Annotated in this window: 17 protein-coding genes; 9 read left to right on the top strand and 8 right to left on the bottom strand. The window is 72.8% G+C overall.

What is annotated here, in order from left to right; translation table 11 throughout:
• Positions 1 to 16 precede the first annotated feature (16 nt).
• Positions 17 to 583, bottom strand: a complete 567-nt coding sequence (locus CP973_RS09505) for a superoxide dismutase family protein (RefSeq protein ID WP_244409356.1) — start codon at positions 581 to 583, stop codon at positions 17 to 19.
• Between the two features lie 560 nt (positions 584 to 1143).
• On the opposite strand from CP973_RS09505, the gene proP reads away from it, so the two are divergent.
• Positions 1144 to 2628, top strand: a complete 1485-nt coding sequence (gene proP / locus CP973_RS09500) for a glycine betaine/L-proline transporter ProP (RefSeq protein WP_244409800.1) — start codon at positions 1144 to 1146, stop codon at positions 2626 to 2628.
• A gap of 125 nt (positions 2629 to 2753) precedes the next feature.
• Here the strand turns inward: proP and CP973_RS09495 are convergent, their stop codons facing one another.
• On the bottom strand, positions 2754 to 2996 hold the full coding sequence (locus CP973_RS09495; RefSeq protein ID WP_150239255.1) for a hypothetical protein: 243 nt from the start codon (positions 2994 to 2996) through the stop codon (positions 2754 to 2756).
• Positions 2997 to 3268: 272 nt separating this feature from the next.
• Positions 3269 to 3793, bottom strand: a complete 525-nt coding sequence (locus tag CP973_RS09490) for a nitroreductase family deazaflavin-dependent oxidoreductase (protein ID WP_244409355.1) — start codon at positions 3791 to 3793, stop codon at positions 3269 to 3271.
• Between the two features lie 146 nt (positions 3794 to 3939).
• Here CP973_RS09490 and CP973_RS09485 point away from each other — a divergent pair, with 146 nt between their 5' ends.
• Both CP973_RS09485 and CP973_RS09480 read left to right on the top strand, forming a co-directional pair.
• A complete protein-coding gene (locus CP973_RS09485; RefSeq protein ID WP_150239253.1) occupies positions 3940 to 4392 on the top strand; it encodes a DUF2000 domain-containing protein in 453 nt (150 codons plus the stop codon).
• 69 nt (positions 4393 to 4461) lie between these two features.
• Positions 4462 to 4791, top strand: a complete 330-nt coding sequence (locus CP973_RS09480) for an antibiotic biosynthesis monooxygenase family protein (protein WP_150239251.1) — start codon at positions 4462 to 4464, stop codon at positions 4789 to 4791.
• Between the two features lie 26 nt (positions 4792 to 4817).
• Here CP973_RS09480 and CP973_RS09475 read toward each other — a convergent pair whose 3' ends face one another.
• Both CP973_RS09475 and CP973_RS39930 read right to left on the bottom strand, forming a co-directional pair.
• Positions 4818 to 5393, bottom strand: a complete 576-nt coding sequence (locus tag CP973_RS09475; protein ID WP_150239249.1) for a hypothetical protein — start codon at positions 5391 to 5393, stop codon at positions 4818 to 4820.
• The gene (locus CP973_RS39930) at positions 5390 to 6187 is read right to left on the bottom strand and encodes a hypothetical protein (RefSeq protein ID WP_167538302.1); all 798 of its coding nucleotides are present in this window, start codon (positions 6185 to 6187) and stop codon (positions 5390 to 5392) included. Before CP973_RS39930 ends, CP973_RS09475 begins: the two co-directional genes overlap by 4 nt.
• 172 nt (positions 6188 to 6359) lie before the next feature.
• Between CP973_RS39930 and CP973_RS09465 the strand changes: the two genes are divergently transcribed.
• Positions 6360 to 6896: a GNAT family N-acetyltransferase gene (locus CP973_RS09465; protein ID WP_150239248.1), complete on the top strand. Its 537-nt coding sequence runs from the start codon at positions 6360 to 6362 to the stop codon at positions 6894 to 6896.
• A gap of 30 nt (positions 6897 to 6926) precedes the next feature.
• Here CP973_RS09465 and CP973_RS09460 read toward each other — a convergent pair whose 3' ends face one another.
• On the bottom strand, positions 6927 to 8978 hold the full coding sequence (locus CP973_RS09460) for an MDR family MFS transporter (protein ID WP_150239246.1): 2052 nt from the start codon (positions 8976 to 8978) through the stop codon (positions 6927 to 6929).
• A gap of 278 nt (positions 8979 to 9256) precedes the next feature.
• Between CP973_RS09460 and CP973_RS09455 the strand changes: the two genes are divergently transcribed.
• Positions 9257 to 10381: a peptidoglycan-binding domain-containing protein gene (locus tag CP973_RS09455; protein WP_150239244.1), complete on the top strand. Its 1125-nt coding sequence runs from the start codon at positions 9257 to 9259 to the stop codon at positions 10379 to 10381.
• A 156-nt stretch (positions 10382 to 10537) separates the two neighbouring features.
• Positions 10538 to 11200 carry an HAD-IA family hydrolase gene (locus CP973_RS09450; protein WP_150239242.1) on the top strand — a complete coding sequence of 221 codons (663 nt, stop codon included), beginning with the start codon at positions 10538 to 10540 and terminating at the stop codon, positions 11198 to 11200.
• Between the two features lie 81 nt (positions 11201 to 11281).
• Here the strand turns inward: CP973_RS09450 and CP973_RS09445 are convergent, their stop codons facing one another.
• Positions 11282 to 11863: a TMEM165/GDT1 family protein gene (locus CP973_RS09445; protein ID WP_150239240.1), complete on the bottom strand. Its 582-nt coding sequence runs from the start codon at positions 11861 to 11863 to the stop codon at positions 11282 to 11284.
• Between the two features lie 240 nt (positions 11864 to 12103).
• A complete protein-coding gene (locus CP973_RS09440; protein ID WP_150239238.1) occupies positions 12104 to 12862 on the bottom strand; it encodes an ABC transporter permease in 759 nt (252 codons plus the stop codon).
• Positions 12863 to 13091: 229 nt separating this feature from the next.
• Between CP973_RS09440 and CP973_RS09435 the strand changes: the two genes are divergently transcribed.
• From CP973_RS09435 to CP973_RS09425, 3 genes are all read left to right on the top strand, one after another.
• Complete coding sequence (locus CP973_RS09435; RefSeq protein ID WP_150239236.1) at positions 13092 to 13736, top strand: HNH endonuclease family protein; 645 nt, start codon at positions 13092 to 13094, stop codon at positions 13734 to 13736.
• A 271-nt stretch (positions 13737 to 14007) separates the two neighbouring features.
• Positions 14008 to 15678 (top strand): alkaline phosphatase D family protein, encoded by a 1671-nt coding sequence (locus tag CP973_RS09430; RefSeq protein ID WP_150239234.1) that lies wholly within the window; start codon positions 14008 to 14010, stop codon positions 15676 to 15678.
• A 327-nt stretch (positions 15679 to 16005) separates the two neighbouring features.
• Entirely contained in the window at positions 16006 to 16479 is a 474-nt protein-coding gene (locus CP973_RS09425) for a DoxX family protein (RefSeq protein ID WP_150239232.1), read from the top strand.
• Positions 16480 to 16522 lie beyond the last annotated feature (43 nt).

Below are 16522 nucleotides of genomic sequence, written 5' to 3'. Positions count from 1 at the left end.
GCTCTTCCGCGCAGGCTCAGGCCAGCGGGACGTTCACGCAGGCCAGACGGGCGCCCGCGGTTCCCGCGTGGCCCGGTTCGGTGTGCGTGCCGTGTTCGTGGACGACCACGGAACGGGCCTCTCCGTAGCGGACGTGCCAGGCGACCTTGGCGGTCGAGGAGCCGCGGCCGTCCTCGTCCGTCCTCATGTCGAGCCAGATCTCGTTGCGGGGGTTCGCGTAGGCGGGGTCGGTCGACGGCTGCACCGGGTCGGGGACGTTCTGGTAGTGCGGGCCGGAGTCGTTCGGCTTCGGGCCGCAGGGCTTGGTGTGGACATGGGCGCCGTACGTACGGTCGGGGACCAGCCCGGACAGGCGCAGGGAGACGGCCGTACGGGCGTCCTTGCCGGAGCCGTACCGCTTCTCCACGACCGTGACCCGGCTGCCCTCGGGCACCAGGGCCTGGTCGTACGTGACGGCCTCGCCCGTCGGGGACGCCGCGAAGTGCGCGCGGACGGTCACGCTGGTGCACTGCACTCCCAGGGCCGGCGCGGTGGCCGGCGCCATTGCCAGTGATGCGGTCAGCACTGCCGTAGCGATAGACATGGCACGCACCCTCGCGTCCCGGTACGGCAACCGGAACCGGGTATCCGGTCAAGCCGGGGGTACGGGGGAATTATGGAAGGCGGGTTTGGGGAGCGGTCCGCGGGACACACGGGGTGTCGGTGACGGGCGGTCCGAAGAGGGACGGAAGCGTCCGGCGAGGTGCGTGAAAACTTTTTCCGCACGGGCCGCATACATCCGCGAGGACTGGGCAGGGTCAGGTCCGTGCGCTGCATATGTGGTGCAACACGGGGCAATTCGGTTGCCGTGATCTCCGCGAGATGGATCACATCCATAAAGGCCGGATAAAGACCCTCAGGACGCCGTTTCCCCTGCAAGCAACGGGGTCGGCCACGCTCACGCGATCACCTGTGCACTGTCCGTGATGACCTGCTCTGCACCTATGGTCGACCTTTGCCCGTCACGCCATGGCGGGCGAGACCCGCCCCGGCGGGTGTTCCATGCAGTCGTCCCAGAGAGCGCAGGCGAGCGAGCACGTGCCGACGCAGTCACCCGTCGCACAGCGGACCCGTACCGGTGGTCCCGAGTCCGGTCCGGCCGATATGGCCGACGCGGTCGAGCCGGAGAAAACGGAGAAGCGGGGGAAGGCCGGCGACGACATCACGGTCGTCGATCCGGCCATGGTCAAGCGGGCGGTCTCGGCGGCCGCGGTCGGCAACGCGATGGAGTGGTTCGACTTCGGCGTCTACAGCTACATCGCGGTCACGCTGGGACAGGTCTTCTTCCCGTCCGGCAACCCGACCGCGCAGTTGCTGTCGACGTTCGGCACCTTCGCCGCGGCGTTCCTGGTCCGCCCCATCGGCGGCATGGTCTTCGGTCCGCTCGGCGACCGCATCGGCCGGCAGAAGATCCTCGCCATCACGATGATCATGATGGCGGCGGGCACCTTCGCCATCGGCCTGATCCCCTCGTACGCCTCCATCGGCGTCTGGGCCCCCGTCCTGCTGCTGGTCGCCCGGCTGGTGCAGGGCTTCTCGACCGGCGGTGAGTACGGCGGCGCCTCGACCTTCATCGCCGAGTACGCGCCCGACAAGAAGCGCGGCTTCATGGGCAGCTGGCTGGAGTTCGGCACGCTCGCCGGTTACGTCGGCGGCGCGGGCCTGGTCACGCTGCTGACCTACCTCCTGCGCGACAACCACGACGCGCTGCTCTCCTGGGGCTGGCGCATCCCGTTCCTGATCGCGGGCCCGATGGGCATCATCGGCCTCTACCTGCGGATGCGGCTGGAGGAGACCCCGGCCTTCGCGCAGTTGGAGAAGGAGGCGCGGACCAAGGAGAAGGAGCGCCGGGAGGCCGAGAAGAGGCTCGGCCTGCGCGAGATGGTCTTCGGCCAGTGGCGCGCGATGCTGCTCTGCGTCGGCCTGGTCCTGGTCTTCAACGTCACCGACTACATGCTGCTGTCGTACATGCCGAGCTATCTGACCTCGGAGCTGAAGTACGACGAGACGCACGGGCTGCTGGTCGTGCTGGCCGTCATGGTCGTGATGATGTGCGTCCAGCCGTTCGCGGGCCGGCTCACCGACCGCTTCGGGCGCCGCCCGGTTATCGCGACCGGCTGCGTCGGCTTCCTGGTGCTGTCCGTACCGGCCCTGCTGCTGATCCGCCAGGGTTCGCTGGCCGGCATCGCGCTGGGCATGGCCGTCCTCGGCCTGCTGCTGGTGTGCTTCACGTCCACCATGCCGTCCACGCTGCCCGCGCTGTTCCCGACGAAGGTGCGCTACGGCTCGCTGTCCATCGGCTTCAACGTGTCGGTGTCGGTCTTCGGTGGTACGACTCCGCTGGTGGTGACCGCGCTGATCGGCGCCACGGGCAACAACATGATGCCCGCGTTCTACATGATGGCCGCCGCCGTGATCGGCGGGATCGCGGTCCTGCTGATGGCGGAGAGCGCGTGCAAGCCGCTGCCGGGATCGCCGCCGGCCGTCGAGACGGAGTCGGAGGCGCGCGCGCTGCGCAAGGCCGCGAAGTCCGCTGCGGGTGCCGGTTCGGCCGCGGGCAAGCGGCGGGTGGCGGAGTCGCCTGCCTGATGCCGCCGGTGGCGGCAGCCCCCCGTGAACAACGCCGGTGCGCGAGGACACTTTCGTCCTCGCGCACCGGCGTTCGTGGCGTCCGCACCAGGTCCCCGTCCCCCGTCCCCGTGCCCGCCCCTGCTCTACGTGTCGCTCGGGCGATACGGGCGCTCCCATTCGCCGTTGTCACACGTGCGCCCCGAGGGATCCTTCTGGCCGTGCGCGTAGACCCCCTCCCCGGACGTCGCACCGGACGGCGACGGGAAGAAGCTCGTGAACGCGACGCGGCAGCTGTAACCGCCCCCCGCCTGCTCGTGTTCGGGACAGGCCAGCGCGGCGGGCACGGCGGCCAGTACGGTGCCGGCGGCGGCGACCGTCACCGCCACGGCGCGGGTGAACTTCCGCAGAGGGCGGCCGGAAGACGCGGAACTGCTGCGACTCGGAGAAACGGCATACGCATACATGCGGCTCAAGGGCTTCCCTTTCCTTCACCGGGCCGCACCCTCGCGCGCCCTGATGGGGCCCATGCTGGCCGGAACCGGGCACCCGGCCCCGGCCACACTCCGGCGCCCCGGCGGCTGCGACCCCAACAGCGGACACCCCCGTAACCGGCACGCCGTCACACCCGTTGCACTCCCCCGGCCCCGCCCCGCCCCCGTCACTGCTCCACGAGCCGCACGAACGGTATGTGCTCCCCCGCCTGCCGATAGCCCTCCACCGTGCCGTCGACCTCGAATCCCATGTACGCCGTCAGCGACTTGGCCGCCTTGGGGTGCTTCGGCGCATAGCGCGCCATGATCCGGCCGCCCTCCTCGGCGGACAGGAAGTGCGCGATGACGGCGCACCGGCGGCGGCCGACCTGGATGGTGGCGCGGGGCTGTGCCCGCAGGTTGCGGTACCACTGCGCGTCCGGGCCGAAGCCGGAGGCCAGCGTCCAGGTGCGGGCCTGCCGGTCGTACGACACGACTTCCAGGACGACCCGCCGGGTCTTGCCCGACGTGCGGCCGAGGTGCTCCAGAAGCAGCAGCCGTTTGCCGAATATCCCGCCGAGGCCGAGCCGGTAGAGGTGGATCGGCGCACGGAAGGCGAGCCGCTTCCAGCCGGTCGGCCGCTCCGGACGTCCCACCGCCCGCGCCGCCGGCGGCGTCCGCGACGGTCCCTGCCCCGCTTCTGAGTTCGACATACTCCGACGCTAGCCCCACCCACTGACAAGCGGAGGACCCGCAACCGGCCGAGCTGGAGCACATCGGTCCGGACAGCTCGGCGAACGAACCCCCGGCCCGCACCAGCGTTCAAGACCGCGCTCCGGCTCCGTACGAAACTCGCCGCATGAGCACGGAGACACCCACCGCAACACCTGCCGGGAGCGTCGCACGCTTCCCCACCAAAATCGCCGTCGTGGTCCGCGAGGACCTGGCCACCTGGCAGAAGCTGAACGTCACGGCCTTCCTGGCGAGCGGCATCGCCCACGCCGACGACGCCGTCATGGGCAAGCGCTACGAGGACGGTTCGGGCAACGCCTACCTCGCCCTGTTCCGCGAGCCGGTCCTGTGCTTTGCCGCCGACCCGGCCGGCCTGGCCCGTACCCGCGCCCGCGCCCTCACCCGCGAACTGCCCACCGCCCTCTACACGGCGGACATGTTCACCACCGGCAACGACGACGACAACCGCGCGGTCGTACGCGCCGTCCCCGCCGACGCCCTCGACCTGGTGGGCGTGGCGGTCCACGGCCCCCGCGCACAGGTCGACAAGGTGATCAAGGGGCTGAAGCTGCACGGCTGACGTGAACCGTGGCGGTGGAGGGTGGCCCTGCGCCACCTCCACCGGACGCCATGCGGCACGATGTCCGGTATGAGCATCGTGAAGATCAATGTGCTGACCGTCCCCGCCGAACAGCGGGAGGTCCTGGAGAAGCGCTTCGGCGCGCGGGCCGGGTCCGTGGAGTCGTCGGACGGCTTCGAGTGGTTCGAGCTGCTGCGCCCGCTGGAGGGCACCGACCAGTATCTGGTCTACACCCGCTGGCGGGACGAGCAGGCTTTTCAGGCGTGGATGGAGGGGCCGATGAAGGCCGCGCACCAGGGCGGCGCGGAGGGCGGCGAGCGGCCCAGGCCCGCCGCTTCCGGGTCCACGCTGTGGTCGTTCGAGGTCGTGCAGCAGGCCGGGCCGAAGGAACAGGGCTGAGCCGGACGGCCGGATGGCCTGGCGCCTCAGAAGTCGAGGAGGCGCTGGGCGGTTTCCCGGTAGTGGCGCAGGGCGACGCGGAGCTGTTCGGTGTCGGTGTCGTCCTGCTCCCATGTCGCGCGCAGGGAGCGGCGGCGGGCGGCCAGCGCCTCCGGGAGGAGGGCGGCCAGTTCCTCGTAGAGGCCGTCGGCTTCCTGTACGGCCTCACGGGGGCGGTCGACGAAGCCGTTGACGGCGTGGTCGAGCCGCTGCCGCAGCTTCTCCCGGGCCTCGGCGGGGAGCAGCGGTTCGGGGGATCCTGCCGGGGTGCCGGACGCCGGGGTACGGGACGGTTCCGGTGTGCCGGTGGCGCCGGACCGTTCCGGGGTGCCCGCCGGGTAGTCGGTCTCGGTGCCGGGCAGGCCCGCGTACACCCCCGGGACGCTCTCGGCGGCGCCGGACGTGGTGGTGGGCGGCGGGGCGGCCGGCTGCTGCGCGCCACCGGTGCCCTCGTACGCCGCGGCGCCGCGCTCGGGAGGCGGCATGCCCTCGCTCGAAGCGCGTTCCTCGGGTGTGCCGGCCGGGCCGGCGGGCCCGGTCCCGCGTTCGTCGTACGTACTCATCGCGCACCGCCTTCCGCAGTGTCGTGCCCGTGGCCGCGGCCGTGCGTCCAGGGGGAACGCATCCGGTCGCCGAACCGTCGGGTGGTGGTCTTGTGGTGCCGGTGGCCGGGACGGCCGTCCCGGTCCGCGTACCCGGACCCGTACCGGTCTTCGGTCGCGCCGCCCTGGCGGTCCCCGGAACCGTGGCGGTCCCCGGAGCCGTGGCGCCGGTGGCCGTGCGAGGTGTCGGGCCCGTCCTCCGGTCCCGCCTTGAGCAGTTCGTCGAACAGCACGCGCGCGTTCACCACGGCCGCGCGCAGTTCCTCGGTGCCGGCGGCGTTCTCGGGGCGGTTGTTCCGGGCGCGTACGGCCGTCTCGTGGGCCTTGCGGTAGCCGTGGACGCCGTGCGCGTGGTGGACGGAGAGGGCGTCGGTCTGCTCGTCGTAGGTGTCGGCGGGGTAGCCGCGTTCGCGGGCGAGCCGGCCGATCAGCAGGTCGGCCTCGACGACGGCCTGTTCGGGCTGGTCGACGAACTGCCGCTGCACGGCCTCCCACCGCTCCTCGTACTGGAGCCGCAGTTCGGCGGTGAGCGGCCGCGGGCGGAACGCGCCGTGGCGGTCCAGCCGCTGGTTCAGCTCGCGTTCGGCGGCCGCGGTGTCGCCGTCGTGCACGGCGACGGCCCGCTCGTACTCCGGGCCGAAGCGACGCCGCAGCCCTCTGCTGCCGCTGCGGGCGACCTTGGCGCGCGCCATCAGGACGAGGGCGGCGATCACGAGTAGTGCCACGATGGGGACGATGATGAGGGTGATGGACATACGGGGCGGGTTGCCCTGCCCCCGGGCGCCAAACACCGCCTGGTGACGGGCTGTTCGGGAACGGTGGGCAGAACGGCCACCGGAACCGCGGCCGGGCACGGCGACCGTGGACAGGGGTGCGGACCGGCGTTATCCGGGCGCGCGCCCCGCCTCCCACCGGCACAATGCCGCCATGACCGACACCGCGACCGGACGCCCGACCGAGACCTGGCGCCTCTCGGCCGAGCCCGACGACTCCCCCGCCGCCACGGCCCTGTTCCGCGAGTACTACACCGAGGTCGCGGCGCGCTACCACGTCGTGCACGGATTCCCGCCGATCACCCCGGAGGAGATCGACGAGGGCGTGGCGGAGTATCCGGTGGGCCGGCTCGTGCCGCCGCACGGCGAATTGCTCATCGTCCGGCAGGACGGTGCGGCCGTCGGGTGCGGCGGGCTGCTGCTCCTCGACGGCGGGCGTACGGCGGAGCTGAAGCGGGTGTTCGTCCGCGGGCCGTGGCGCGGGCGGGGAGCCGCGGGCGTCCTGATGCGCGGCCTCGAACGGCGCGCGGCGGAACTGGGGGCCGCGCGGATCCGGTTGGACACCCGGAGCGACCTGGTGGAGGCCGTCGCGATGTACCGGGCGTACGGGTACGGGGAAATACCCGCGTACAAGGAGGACCGGTATTCGGACCTCTTCTTCGAGAAGGCGGTTCTTCAGGGGCGTCGGTGACGGCCGGCGGAAGGCTGAAGGGCGCGCCGCTCAGCGCGGCGCGGCCCCCGGCCGCCGCCCCCGGTGTTCCTCACCGCGCGGTCGCTCCGCGTCCGAGCCGCACAGTTCCGCCGACAGCTCGTCGACCAGCTCCGTGAGGTCGGTCGGCCGGTCCTCGGTCCACCAGTCGCCGAGCAGTTCGGCCAGCGACGCGCGGCGGGCCGCGGACAGCCGTTCCGCGGTCGCGCGGCCCTTGTCGGTGAGGACCAACGGCAGTCCTTCCCGTACGGCCAGGCCGCGTTCCTCGATCTGCCGGGCCGCGTCGGCGACCACCCGGAACGGCACGATGCTCCGCTCGGCGAGCAGCGCGGGCTCCACCGAGCCGTACCGGTTGATGCGCAGCAGCATCCAGCTCGCCGCCGGCCGCAGATCCAGTCCGGCCCGCTCGGTGATCCGCTCGTAGACCGCCTTGCGGCCCTCCAGGCTGCCGAGTTTGGACAGCGCGCGGCAGACCTCCTCGTAGGAGGAGCGCTGTACGGGGTTGGGGGACAGCACCTCGGAGTTGTCGGGGGCGGTGACGCCGCGGCGCAGCGGTTCCTCGCGCAGGAACCAGGCCAGCACGAAGGCGATCAGCACGACCGGGACCGCGTACAGGAAGACGTCGGTGATGGACGTCGAGTACGCGTCGAGCACCCCGGACGCGGCGTCGGGTGGCAGCTGCCCCACGGTACGCGGGTCCTCCGCGATCTTCGACGGGTCGGTGCCGGGCGGCAGCCGCTGACCGGCGAGGGCGTCGGCGATCCGCGGCCCCAGTTTGTTGGCGAAGATCGTGCCGAAGATCGAGACGCCGAAGGAGGAGCCGATCGAGCGGAAGAAGGTGGCGCCGGAGGTGGCGACGCCGAGGTCCTCGTAGGCGACGGCGTTCTGCACGATGAGGACCAGGACCTGCATGACCAGGCCGAGCCCGAAACCGAAGACGAAGAAGAACACGCTCATCACGGTGTTGCCGCTCGACGGGCCCAGCTGGTGCAGGAGCAGCAGGCCGACGGCCGTGACGGCGGTGCCGGCGATCGGGAAGACCTTGTAGCGCCCGGTACGGCTGACCAGCTGCCCGGAGCCGGTCGAGGACAGCAGCATGCCGATGACCATCGGCAGCATGTGCACACCGGACATGGTCGGCGAGACGCCCTTGACGACCTGGAGGAAGGTCGGCAGGTACGTCATCGAGCCGAACATCGCGAAGCCGATGACGAAGCCGATCACGGCGGTGAGGGTGAAGGAGCGCAGGCGGAACAGGCGCAGCGGCAGGACCGGTTCGGCGGCCCGGCGCTCGACGGCGGCGAACACCGCCAGCAGGACGAGCCCGAGCACCCCGAGGCCGATGATCTGCCAGGAGCCCCAGCCGTAGCTGACACCGCCGAGCGAGGTCATCAGGACGAAGCACGCGGCGACCGCGGCGATCAGGACGGTGCCCAGGTAGTCGATGCGGTGCGGGGTGCGGCGGGCCGGGATGTGCAGCACCGCGGCGATCACGGCGAGCGCGACGATCCCGATGGGCAGGTTGATGTAGAAGACCCAGCGCCAGCTGAGATGGTCCACGAACAGGCCGCCGAGCAGCGGTCCGAGGACGCTGGTGGCGCCGAAGACCGCGCCGAACAGGCCCTGGTAGCGGCCGCGGTCGCGGGGCGGCACGATGTCGCCGACGATCGCCATCGACAGCACGATCAGGCCGCCGCCGCCCAGGCCCTGGACGGCGCGGAAGGCGATCAGCTGCGGCATGTCCTGCGCGATACCGCACAGCGCGGAGCCGATCAGGAAGATCACGATGGCGGTCTGGAACAGCCGCTTGCGTCCGTACTGGTCGCCGAGCTTGCCCCACAGCGGGGTCGCGGCGGTGGAGGCCAGCAGATACGCGGTGACCACCCAGGACAGGTGGTCCAGGCCACCGAGGTCGCTGACGATGGTGGGCAGCGCGGTGGCCACGATGGTCTGGTCGAGTGCCGCGATCAGCAGGCCGAGCAGCAGCGCGCTGATCGCGACCAGGACCGTCCGCCGGGACTGGCCCTCACCGGGGACGGCCGGAGCACCGGTGTCCTGCGCCATGAGCGTCTCTCTTCGTGCGGGCGGGAACGGCTTCACGGAGTGGGGCGAGGGCCGGGAGGCCTCGCGGGGGTCGGACTGCTGGGGATCGGGGGTTCTGGGGGACGGACTGCTGGGGAACGGGTGCCCGCGCGGGCTTCTTCTCCATCCTGATCGTTTTGGTCGGATACGGCCTGCTGAGAGCCGTGGGGCCCGTTGGCTCCCGGCTGCTCCCTGTGCAGGAAGGGGCCGAACCCGGATAATCACTGACCGATCGAGGGCTTCAGGAGGGGGAATCGCTCGTGACGGCTGAGACCTGCCCGCACTGCTCGGCACCCGCGCGCGCCGACGGCCGGCCGCGGTGCCTGTGCGAGGCGGCCGGTGCCGAGGACTTCGATCCGCTGCGGGTACGCCCGTACGTGCGACTGCCGGAGGGGGCGGACGCCACGGACGCGACGCCGGGCGGCGCGGCGGAGGCGATGCGGCCCGATCCGCGCCCCGCGCCGCGGTTCGGCTCCCGTACGGTGCCGCCGGCCGGGTCGCGGTCGGGGGCACGCGCCGGGTCCCGCGCGGGGCCGCGCTCCGGCACACGGCCGGATTCGCACGCCGGTTCGTACGGCGGCGCGTACGGACGACCGCACGCCGGTGCGCACGCCGGTTCGCCCGAAAGGCCGCAAGCCGGACCGCCATCCGGATCACGAGGCGGCCCGCACGCCCGCGCGCACACCGGTTCCGGCGCGGAGGACGGAACCGAGGCGGAGGCCGGGCCCGGGGCCGAAGACGGGACCGGCGCGCACGAGACCGCCCGTCGGCGCGGAAAGCAAGCGGCCCTGGCCGCGATGGCGGTCTCCGCGGCGGCCCTGGCGGCGGGCGCGGTCATGCTCAGCGGCGCGCTGCTGTCCGACACGGACCAGCACCGCGCCCTGCCGGACGACCACCGGCACCTGCCCAGCATCGCCCGGACGTCGGACAGCGGCAGCGCGCACACCCCCGGAGGAGGCGCACCGGGCCCCCGCACCGCGGCCCCCTCCGCCGCCCCCACGCACGCGCCGAACCGGGCACTCCAGGCACAGCCGCCTCCCGGCACGCCCCGTACGCCGTCGCCGTCGCGCGCCCCCTCGTCGGCCCCGGGCACGGCCACGGCGTCCGGCAGCATCACCAGCGCCCCGGCGAGCCGTCCGCCGAGCAGCCCGCCGGACGAACCGATCGTGTTACGGGAGGGAGCCACCGGGCCGGAGGTGATGGAGCTGCAACGGCGGCTGGAGCAGCTGGCCGTGTACCCGGGCCCGGTGGACGGCCGCTTCGACCGTGCCGTCCGGGAGGCCGTCATCGCCTTCCAGCGCACCTTCGGCCTGTGGGAGGACCCGGCGGGAGTCTACGGCGTACAGACCCGAAGGTCACTGGAGGCCCGGACGGTCGAACCATGAGCCGGGGCGCACCCCCGGGCAGCCGGTGAACCGGGGGGCGGCTGGCCTCGAACGGGGGGCTCTTTGTATCGTGTAGGAACAAAGTGGTTCCGCCCGCACTCCCTGACCGGCGGGCGGAGCCGCTTGACTCTTTCCCCAGCGCCCAGGAGCCCGCCGATGCCGGCCACCACCCAGCTCACCGCCCGCGCCCTGCTGCTGGACATGGACAGCACCATCGTGAACTCCGAGGCCGTCGTCGAGCGCTGCTGGCGCCGCTGGGCCGCCGAGCAGGGGCTGGACGCGGACGAGGTCCTCAAGGTGGTGCACGGCCGGCAGGGCTGGGCCACGATGGCCGCGCTGCTCCCCGACCGTCCGATGGAGCTCAACCACGAGGACAACCGGCGGATGCTGGAGCAGGAGACCGCGGACGTGGAGGGCGTCGTGCCGGTCCCCGGCGCGCCCGCCTTCATGGCGGCCCTCGCCCGGCTCCCGCACGCCCTGGTGACCTCCGCGGACCGCGCCCTCTCCGACGCCCGGATGGGCGCGGCCGGGCTGCCGATGCCGGACGTACGGATCACCGCGGAGTCCGTGAGCGCCAGCAAGCCGGACCCCGAGGGCTTCCTCAAGGGCGCCGCCGAGCTGGGGTTCGCGCCCGCGGACTGCGTGGTCTTCGAGGACTCCGAGGCGGGCATCGCCGCCGGGCGCGCCGCGGGCATGCGCGTGGTGGGCGTCGGCGAGCGGGCCGCGGCGTTCGGCCCGGACATCCACGTACGCGACCTGCGCCAGGTCCGGGTCGAGGCGCTCGCGGACGGGTCGATAGCGCTGCACATCGAGGCCTGAGGGGCGGGACGGCCCGCCTGCGGCCCCGTTCGGGCGGCCGGACGGGGCGGACACCTGCCCGCGCCGCCCCGCCGCCCGCGCTCACCCCGTGATCGCCTCGTACAGGCTGAACCCCGCCATCAGCACCATCACCGCCGCCGCCACCTTCGTGATCAGCGCCAGCGGTACGTACTTCATCAGGGTGCGCCCGCCGAGGATGCCCAGCCCGGCCACGGCCCACAGGGCCAGTACGGCGCCGACGCCGACCGAGAGCGGGTCGTCGTAGCGGGCGGCGAGGTTCGCGGTCATGATCTGGGTCAGATCGCCGAACTCGGCGACCAGGATCATCATGAAGCCCGCCCCGGAGACCTTCCAGAAGCTCTGGTCGGCGGGCTTCTTGACCTCCTCCTCGTCCTCGCCCTTGCGGAAGATCAGGACGGCCGCGCCCGCGAGGAAGAGCACCCCGACGACCGCCTGGACGAGGCGGTGCGGGAGCAGGGACAGCACGCTGCCGGCGGCGATCGCGAGCGCGACGTGCACGGTGAAGGCCGCGGCGACGCCGGCGAAGACGTACGAAGCGCGGTAACGGGTGCCGAGCACCAGACCGGCCAGTGCGGTCTTGTCCGGCAGCTCGGCCAGGAAGACGACGCCGAAGACGACGGCGGCGACGGTGAAACTGAACACGGGGTGTCTTACCTCGTTCGGTCGGGCCGCGCCGAGGGGCCCGGAAAAGGGTTCGCTTCGGCACGGCAGCGTCCTTCGCGCGGACAGGTGTCCACACGAACACTGCGGCCGAAGGTCTCGCTGGCGTGGCAGGGACACCGGTCACCTGCCGCGCTCCGGGCGCCGGCCCGCCTCGGGCGGCCGGTCACCTGGGCGGTGACGGCCGACGGGCGGGCAGTATGTCGACGGTCCGGCGAAGAGCTACTCCCCTTCTGCTGTGGCCAAGGGTACGCGGTGCAGGCGCCCGCGGGCCACCAGCTCCAGCACCACCGCTACGGCCGCCGCCTGTACGGCCAGCAGCGCCACCAGGACGAACAGCTGCACCGCGCCCGCCTGAACGGGTGAGGCGCCGCCCAGCAGCATGCCCACGAAGGCTCCGGGAAGTGTGACGAGCCCCACCGTGCGGGTCTGGTCCAGCCCCGGCAGCAGCGCGTCGGACGCGGCCGGACGGGCGACCTCCAGCCGGGCCTCCCGGTCGGGCAGGCCCAGCGCCAGGCCCGCCTCCACCTCGCCGCGCCGCGTCTCCAGCTCGTCCAGCGCCCGTCGCCCGCCGAGGACGGTGGCGGTGAGCGCGCCGCCGATGAGGATGCCCGCCACGGGGATGAGGGTGATGCCGCGCGGCGGGACCAGGCCGGTGAGCACCAGGGCGCCGACGACCGGCACGACGCCGGCGGCGAGCGGGGCGGCCGCCCACCACCAGGTGCGATTCGGGGTGAGGCGGCGGCCGGCGGTCCGTACGGCGACGGCGAACATCAGTACGAGGAAACACAGCAGCCAGGGCACGGACCGTACGACCCAGCCGATGAGGTAGGAGACGGCGGCGAGCTGGAGGGCGGCGCGCACGCCGGCGAGGGCGATGGCCCGCGCGTGACCGAGGCGCGCGAGCGCGGCGACGGCCACGGCGGCGGCCAGCAGGACGGCGAGAACGACCCCGAGGGTGGCGTTGACCGGCAGCAGCACGCGATCACTGTAGGCCCGGCCACCGGCCCACCGGGTCAGCCGCCGGGGGCGCACGCGCCCGCGCGGGCCACAGCCCCTCCCGCCGGGGGCGGATGACGTCACGTCAACCCCTTGAAGTGACGTGAGCATGTCGTCACTCTGTTACCTGAGGACCGCCCCCTGGTAACCCCACGGCAGCACCATGAGGCCGTCCCGCACGTCAACTTCCCCCCACAGCAAGGGAGTTCCGATGCCCAAGGTCTACGCGCGTCGTGTCACGGCCGCCGCCGGGTCCGCCGCCGCCCTCGTCTGCACGCTGGTACTCGGCACCCAGCCCGCCCAGGCGGCGCCGCCCACCCCGCCGGACGCCGCGACGGCGCGCACGTACCTCGCCCAGCTCAAGGAGCAGGCCGAGGGGCCGCAGGACGGCTACAGCCGCGACAAGTTCCCGCACTGGTCCGATCAGGGCAAGAACTGCAACACGCGCGAGGTCGTGCTCAAGCGGGACGGCGAGAACGTCCAGACCGACAGCAAGTGCGCGGCCACCAGCGGCGTCTGGAAGTCGGCCTACGACGACGGCGTGTGGACCCAGGCCTCCGACGTGGACATCGACCACGTCGTACCGCTGTCGGAGGCGTGGCGGTCCGGGGCGCGGCAGTGGACCACCGCGCGCCGCCAGCAGCTGGCCAACGACCTCACCCACGCGCAGCTGATCGCCGTCACCGACAACGTGAACCAGGCCAAGGGCGACAAGGACCCGGCCGAGTGGCTGCCGCCGAAGACCTCGTACCACTGCACGTACGCGCGGATGTGGGTGTCGGTGAAGCACGCGTACGGGCTGACGGCCGACAAGGCCGAGAAGGCTGCGCTGAAGAAGATCCTGGACCGCTGCTGAGCGCGGTCGCCGTCGCGGTTGCGGTTGCGGCTGCCGTCGCGGTCGCTGTCGTGGCCGCGGCTGCGGCCGCTGCCGTTTCCGGGTGGCGCGGTGGTCCGGCAGGCGCTTGATCGCTTCTGACCGTCCGGCGTCCAAGTGGCGCAACCGTACGACCGGATGGCTCCGTCTTTCTCCGTCGAGGAGGCCGGAGCCGCCCCGTCGCCCTGTGGTCGGCTCCTATCCTCTGAGCACACACGTACGGGCACCGGCCCCGTACGGGGGAGGATCGCCGATGGCCGTACTGCGCCTGGGGCCGCTGCTGCGGTACGTGGACGAGATCAGCGCGACGGTGTGGGTGGAGACCGACCGGCCCTGCGAGGTGCACGTGCGGTGCGAGAGCGGCGCGGGCGGCGCCGAGCGCACCTGGCAGGTGGCCGGGCACCATTACGCGCTGGTGCCCGTCTCCGGGCTGGCGCCGGACAGCGAGACCCCGTACCGGGTCCTGCTGGACGGCGAACAGGTCTGGCCGCTGCCCGGCAGCCGCTTCCCGGAGAGCACGATCCGCACGCCCGCCGCGCCCGGCGACGGCCCGGACGAGCAGCGCCTGCGGGTCGCGTTCGGCTCCTGCCGCTGGGCCGCGCCGCCCACCGACGCGCACGACCCGGTCGGCCCGGACGCCCTGGACACCCTCGCCGCGGCGCTCGCCGCCGATTCCGGGCGCCAACGCCCGGACCTCCTCGTCTTGCTGGGCGACCAGGTGTACGCCGACCAGACTTCGGACGCCACTGCCCGGCTGCTCGCCGCCCGCCGCGACACCTCCGAGCCGCCCTGGCGGCAGGTCGCGGACTACGAGGAGTACACCCATCTGTATGCCGAGTCGTGGCTCGACCCCGAGGTGCGCTGGCTGCTCTCCACCGTCCCCAGTTGCATGATCTTCGACGACCACGACGTCATAGACGACTGGAACACCTCCGCCGCCTGGCTGACCCGGATGCGCGCGACTTCCTGGTGGCGAGAGCGGGTACTGGGCGGCCTGATGACGTACTGGGTGTACCAGCATCTGGGCAATCTTTCCCCCGCCGAGCTGGAGAAGGACGAACTCTACGGGCGGGTGCGCACGCTGCCCGACGGCACCGAACTGGTGCGCGAGTTCGCCGCCGCGGCCGACGCCGACCCGGCCTGCGCGCGCTGGAGCTACCGCCGCGACTTCGGCCGCGTACGGCTGGTCATGGTCGACACCCGCGCCTCCCGCGTGCTGGCCGAGGGGAGCCGGGCGATGCTCGGCCCGACCGAGGCCGACTGGCTGCGCGAGGCGGTGCTGGCCGACCACGGCGCGTACGACCACCTGCTGGTCGGCAGTTCGCTGCCGTGGCTGATGCCGAACCTGGTCCACGACGCCGAGGGGTGGAACGCGGCCCTGTGCGCCGGGGCGCGCGGCGCGCGCTGGGCGCGCTGGAGCGAGTCGCTGCGGCAGCGCGCCGACCTGGAGCACTGGGCGGCGTTCCCGGAGTCGTTCGCCGCGCTCACCGACCTGCTGAAGGAGGCCGCTTCGGGGGACGCGGCACCGGCGACGGTGTGCGTGCTGTCCGGCGACGTGCACCACGCGTACGTGGCCGAGCCGTACTGGTACGACGGCACCCGCCCCACCAGCAGGGTGCTCCAGCTGACCTGCTCGCCCGTGCACAACAGCATCCCCGCCTCCATGCGGGCCGGTTTCCGCTTCGGGTGGAGCCGGCCCGGCCGCCGCCTGGGGCACGCACTGGCCCGGCACGGACGGCTGGCGCGGCCCTCGATCGGCTGGCGCCGTACGGGCGGCCCCTGGTTCGGCAACCAGCTGATGACACTGTCGCTGCACGGGCGCGCGGCGCGGCTGCGGCTGGACCAGGCGGTGGGCGAGCCGGGCGGCGGCGCGCGGCCGGTGGCGGCGTGGGACGAGCAGTTGACGGGCGGCCGGGACGGCTGAGCCGGATGAGCGAGGTAGCCGGGACGGGCGGCCGGGACGGGCGGCCGGGACGGGCGGCCGGGACGGCTGAAGCCGAGGGCCGGGAAGGACGGGACGGGTGGCCGGGACGGGTGGCCGGGACGGCTGAAGCCGAGGGCTCGGGAAGGCTGAGCCGGGTGGCGGAGGCCGGCGTTCCGGCGTGCTTCCGGGCGGGCGGGCGGCACTTCGGGCCATGAACACTTTCGGCCAACGGCCGGATATGGCCAGATGTTGAACTTGCAAGTACCTATTAGGTCTCCCTAACCTGTCCCCTTGTCGGTTCCCGTCCCCGAAACCGCAGGAGTCCCCATGCCCGCTCAGTCTCCGGTGACCGAGTTCACCGAACGATTCAGGCCGCACGTCCTGTCCTTGTTCCGCATCGTGGTGGGTCTGCTCTTCGCCTGCCATGGCGCGTCCTCGCTGTTCGGCGTCCTCGGCGGCGCGATGGGCAAGGGGCTGACCGTGCCCGCGGGCAGCTGGCCCGGCTGGTACGCGGCCGTCATCCAGCTCGTCGGCGGCCTCCTGGTGATGGTCGGCCTCGGCACCCGCAGCGCCGCCTTCATCAGCTCCGGCTCGATGGCGTACGCGTACTTCTCGGCCCACGCCGGCAGCGCCCTGTGGCCGCTCCAGAACGGCGGCGAACTGTCCGCGCTGTTCTGCTGGGCGTTCCTGCTGCTCGTCTTCACCGGCCCCGGCGTCTGGTCGCTGGACCGCCTGTTCTTCGGGGCCCGGCGCCCGGCGGAGGCCGGCGTGGGCACCCCGCGCGAGCCGAGCGCGGTCTGACGGCAGCGCCGCGGCCACCGGGCCGCGAGACGACGACAGCGGC

Origin of the sequence: Streptomyces albofaciens JCM 4342 (assembly GCF_008634025.1) — a bacterium.
In the GTDB taxonomy this organism is placed as follows: domain Bacteria; phylum Actinomycetota; class Actinomycetes; order Streptomycetales; family Streptomycetaceae; genus Streptomyces; species Streptomyces albofaciens.
The sequence above is the reverse complement of the archived record's forward strand: the minus strand, read 5'-3'. Positions and strand labels throughout refer to the sequence as shown.

Coding starts and splice junctions, on each gene's coding strand:
- CP973_RS09480 (WP_150239251.1), top strand. CDS start 4,462: ATGAGCATCGTGAAGATCAATGTGCTGACCGTCCCCGCCGAACAGCGG.
- CP973_RS09430 (WP_150239234.1), top strand. CDS start 14,008: ATGGCCGTACTGCGCCTGGGGCCGCTGCTGCGGTACGTGGACGAGATC.
- CP973_RS09485 (WP_150239253.1), top strand. CDS start 3,940: ATGAGCACGGAGACACCCACCGCAACACCTGCCGGGAGCGTCGCACGC.
- CP973_RS39930 (WP_167538302.1), bottom strand. CDS start 6,187: ATGTCCATCACCCTCATCATCGTCCCCATCGTGGCACTACTCGTGATC.
- CP973_RS09465 (WP_150239248.1), top strand. CDS start 6,360: ATGACCGACACCGCGACCGGACGCCCGACCGAGACCTGGCGCCTCTCG.
- CP973_RS09505 (WP_244409356.1), bottom strand. CDS start 583: ATGTCTATCGCTACGGCAGTGCTGACCGCATCACTGGCAATGGCGCCG.
- CP973_RS09475 (WP_150239249.1), bottom strand. CDS start 5,393: ATGAGTACGTACGACGAACGCGGGACCGGGCCCGCCGGCCCGGCCGGC.
- CP973_RS09435 (WP_150239236.1), top strand. CDS start 13,092: ATGCCCAAGGTCTACGCGCGTCGTGTCACGGCCGCCGCCGGGTCCGCC.
- CP973_RS09490 (WP_244409355.1), bottom strand. CDS start 3,793: ATGTCGAACTCAGAAGCGGGGCAGGGACCGTCGCGGACGCCGCCGGCG.
- CP973_RS09450 (WP_150239242.1), top strand. CDS start 10,538: ATGCCGGCCACCACCCAGCTCACCGCCCGCGCCCTGCTGCTGGACATG.
- CP973_RS09425 (WP_150239232.1), top strand. CDS start 16,006: ATGCCCGCTCAGTCTCCGGTGACCGAGTTCACCGAACGATTCAGGCCG.
- proP (WP_244409800.1), top strand. CDS start 1,144: ATGGCCGACGCGGTCGAGCCGGAGAAAACGGAGAAGCGGGGGAAGGCC.
- CP973_RS09460 (WP_150239246.1), bottom strand. CDS start 8,978: ATGGCGCAGGACACCGGTGCTCCGGCCGTCCCCGGTGAGGGCCAGTCC.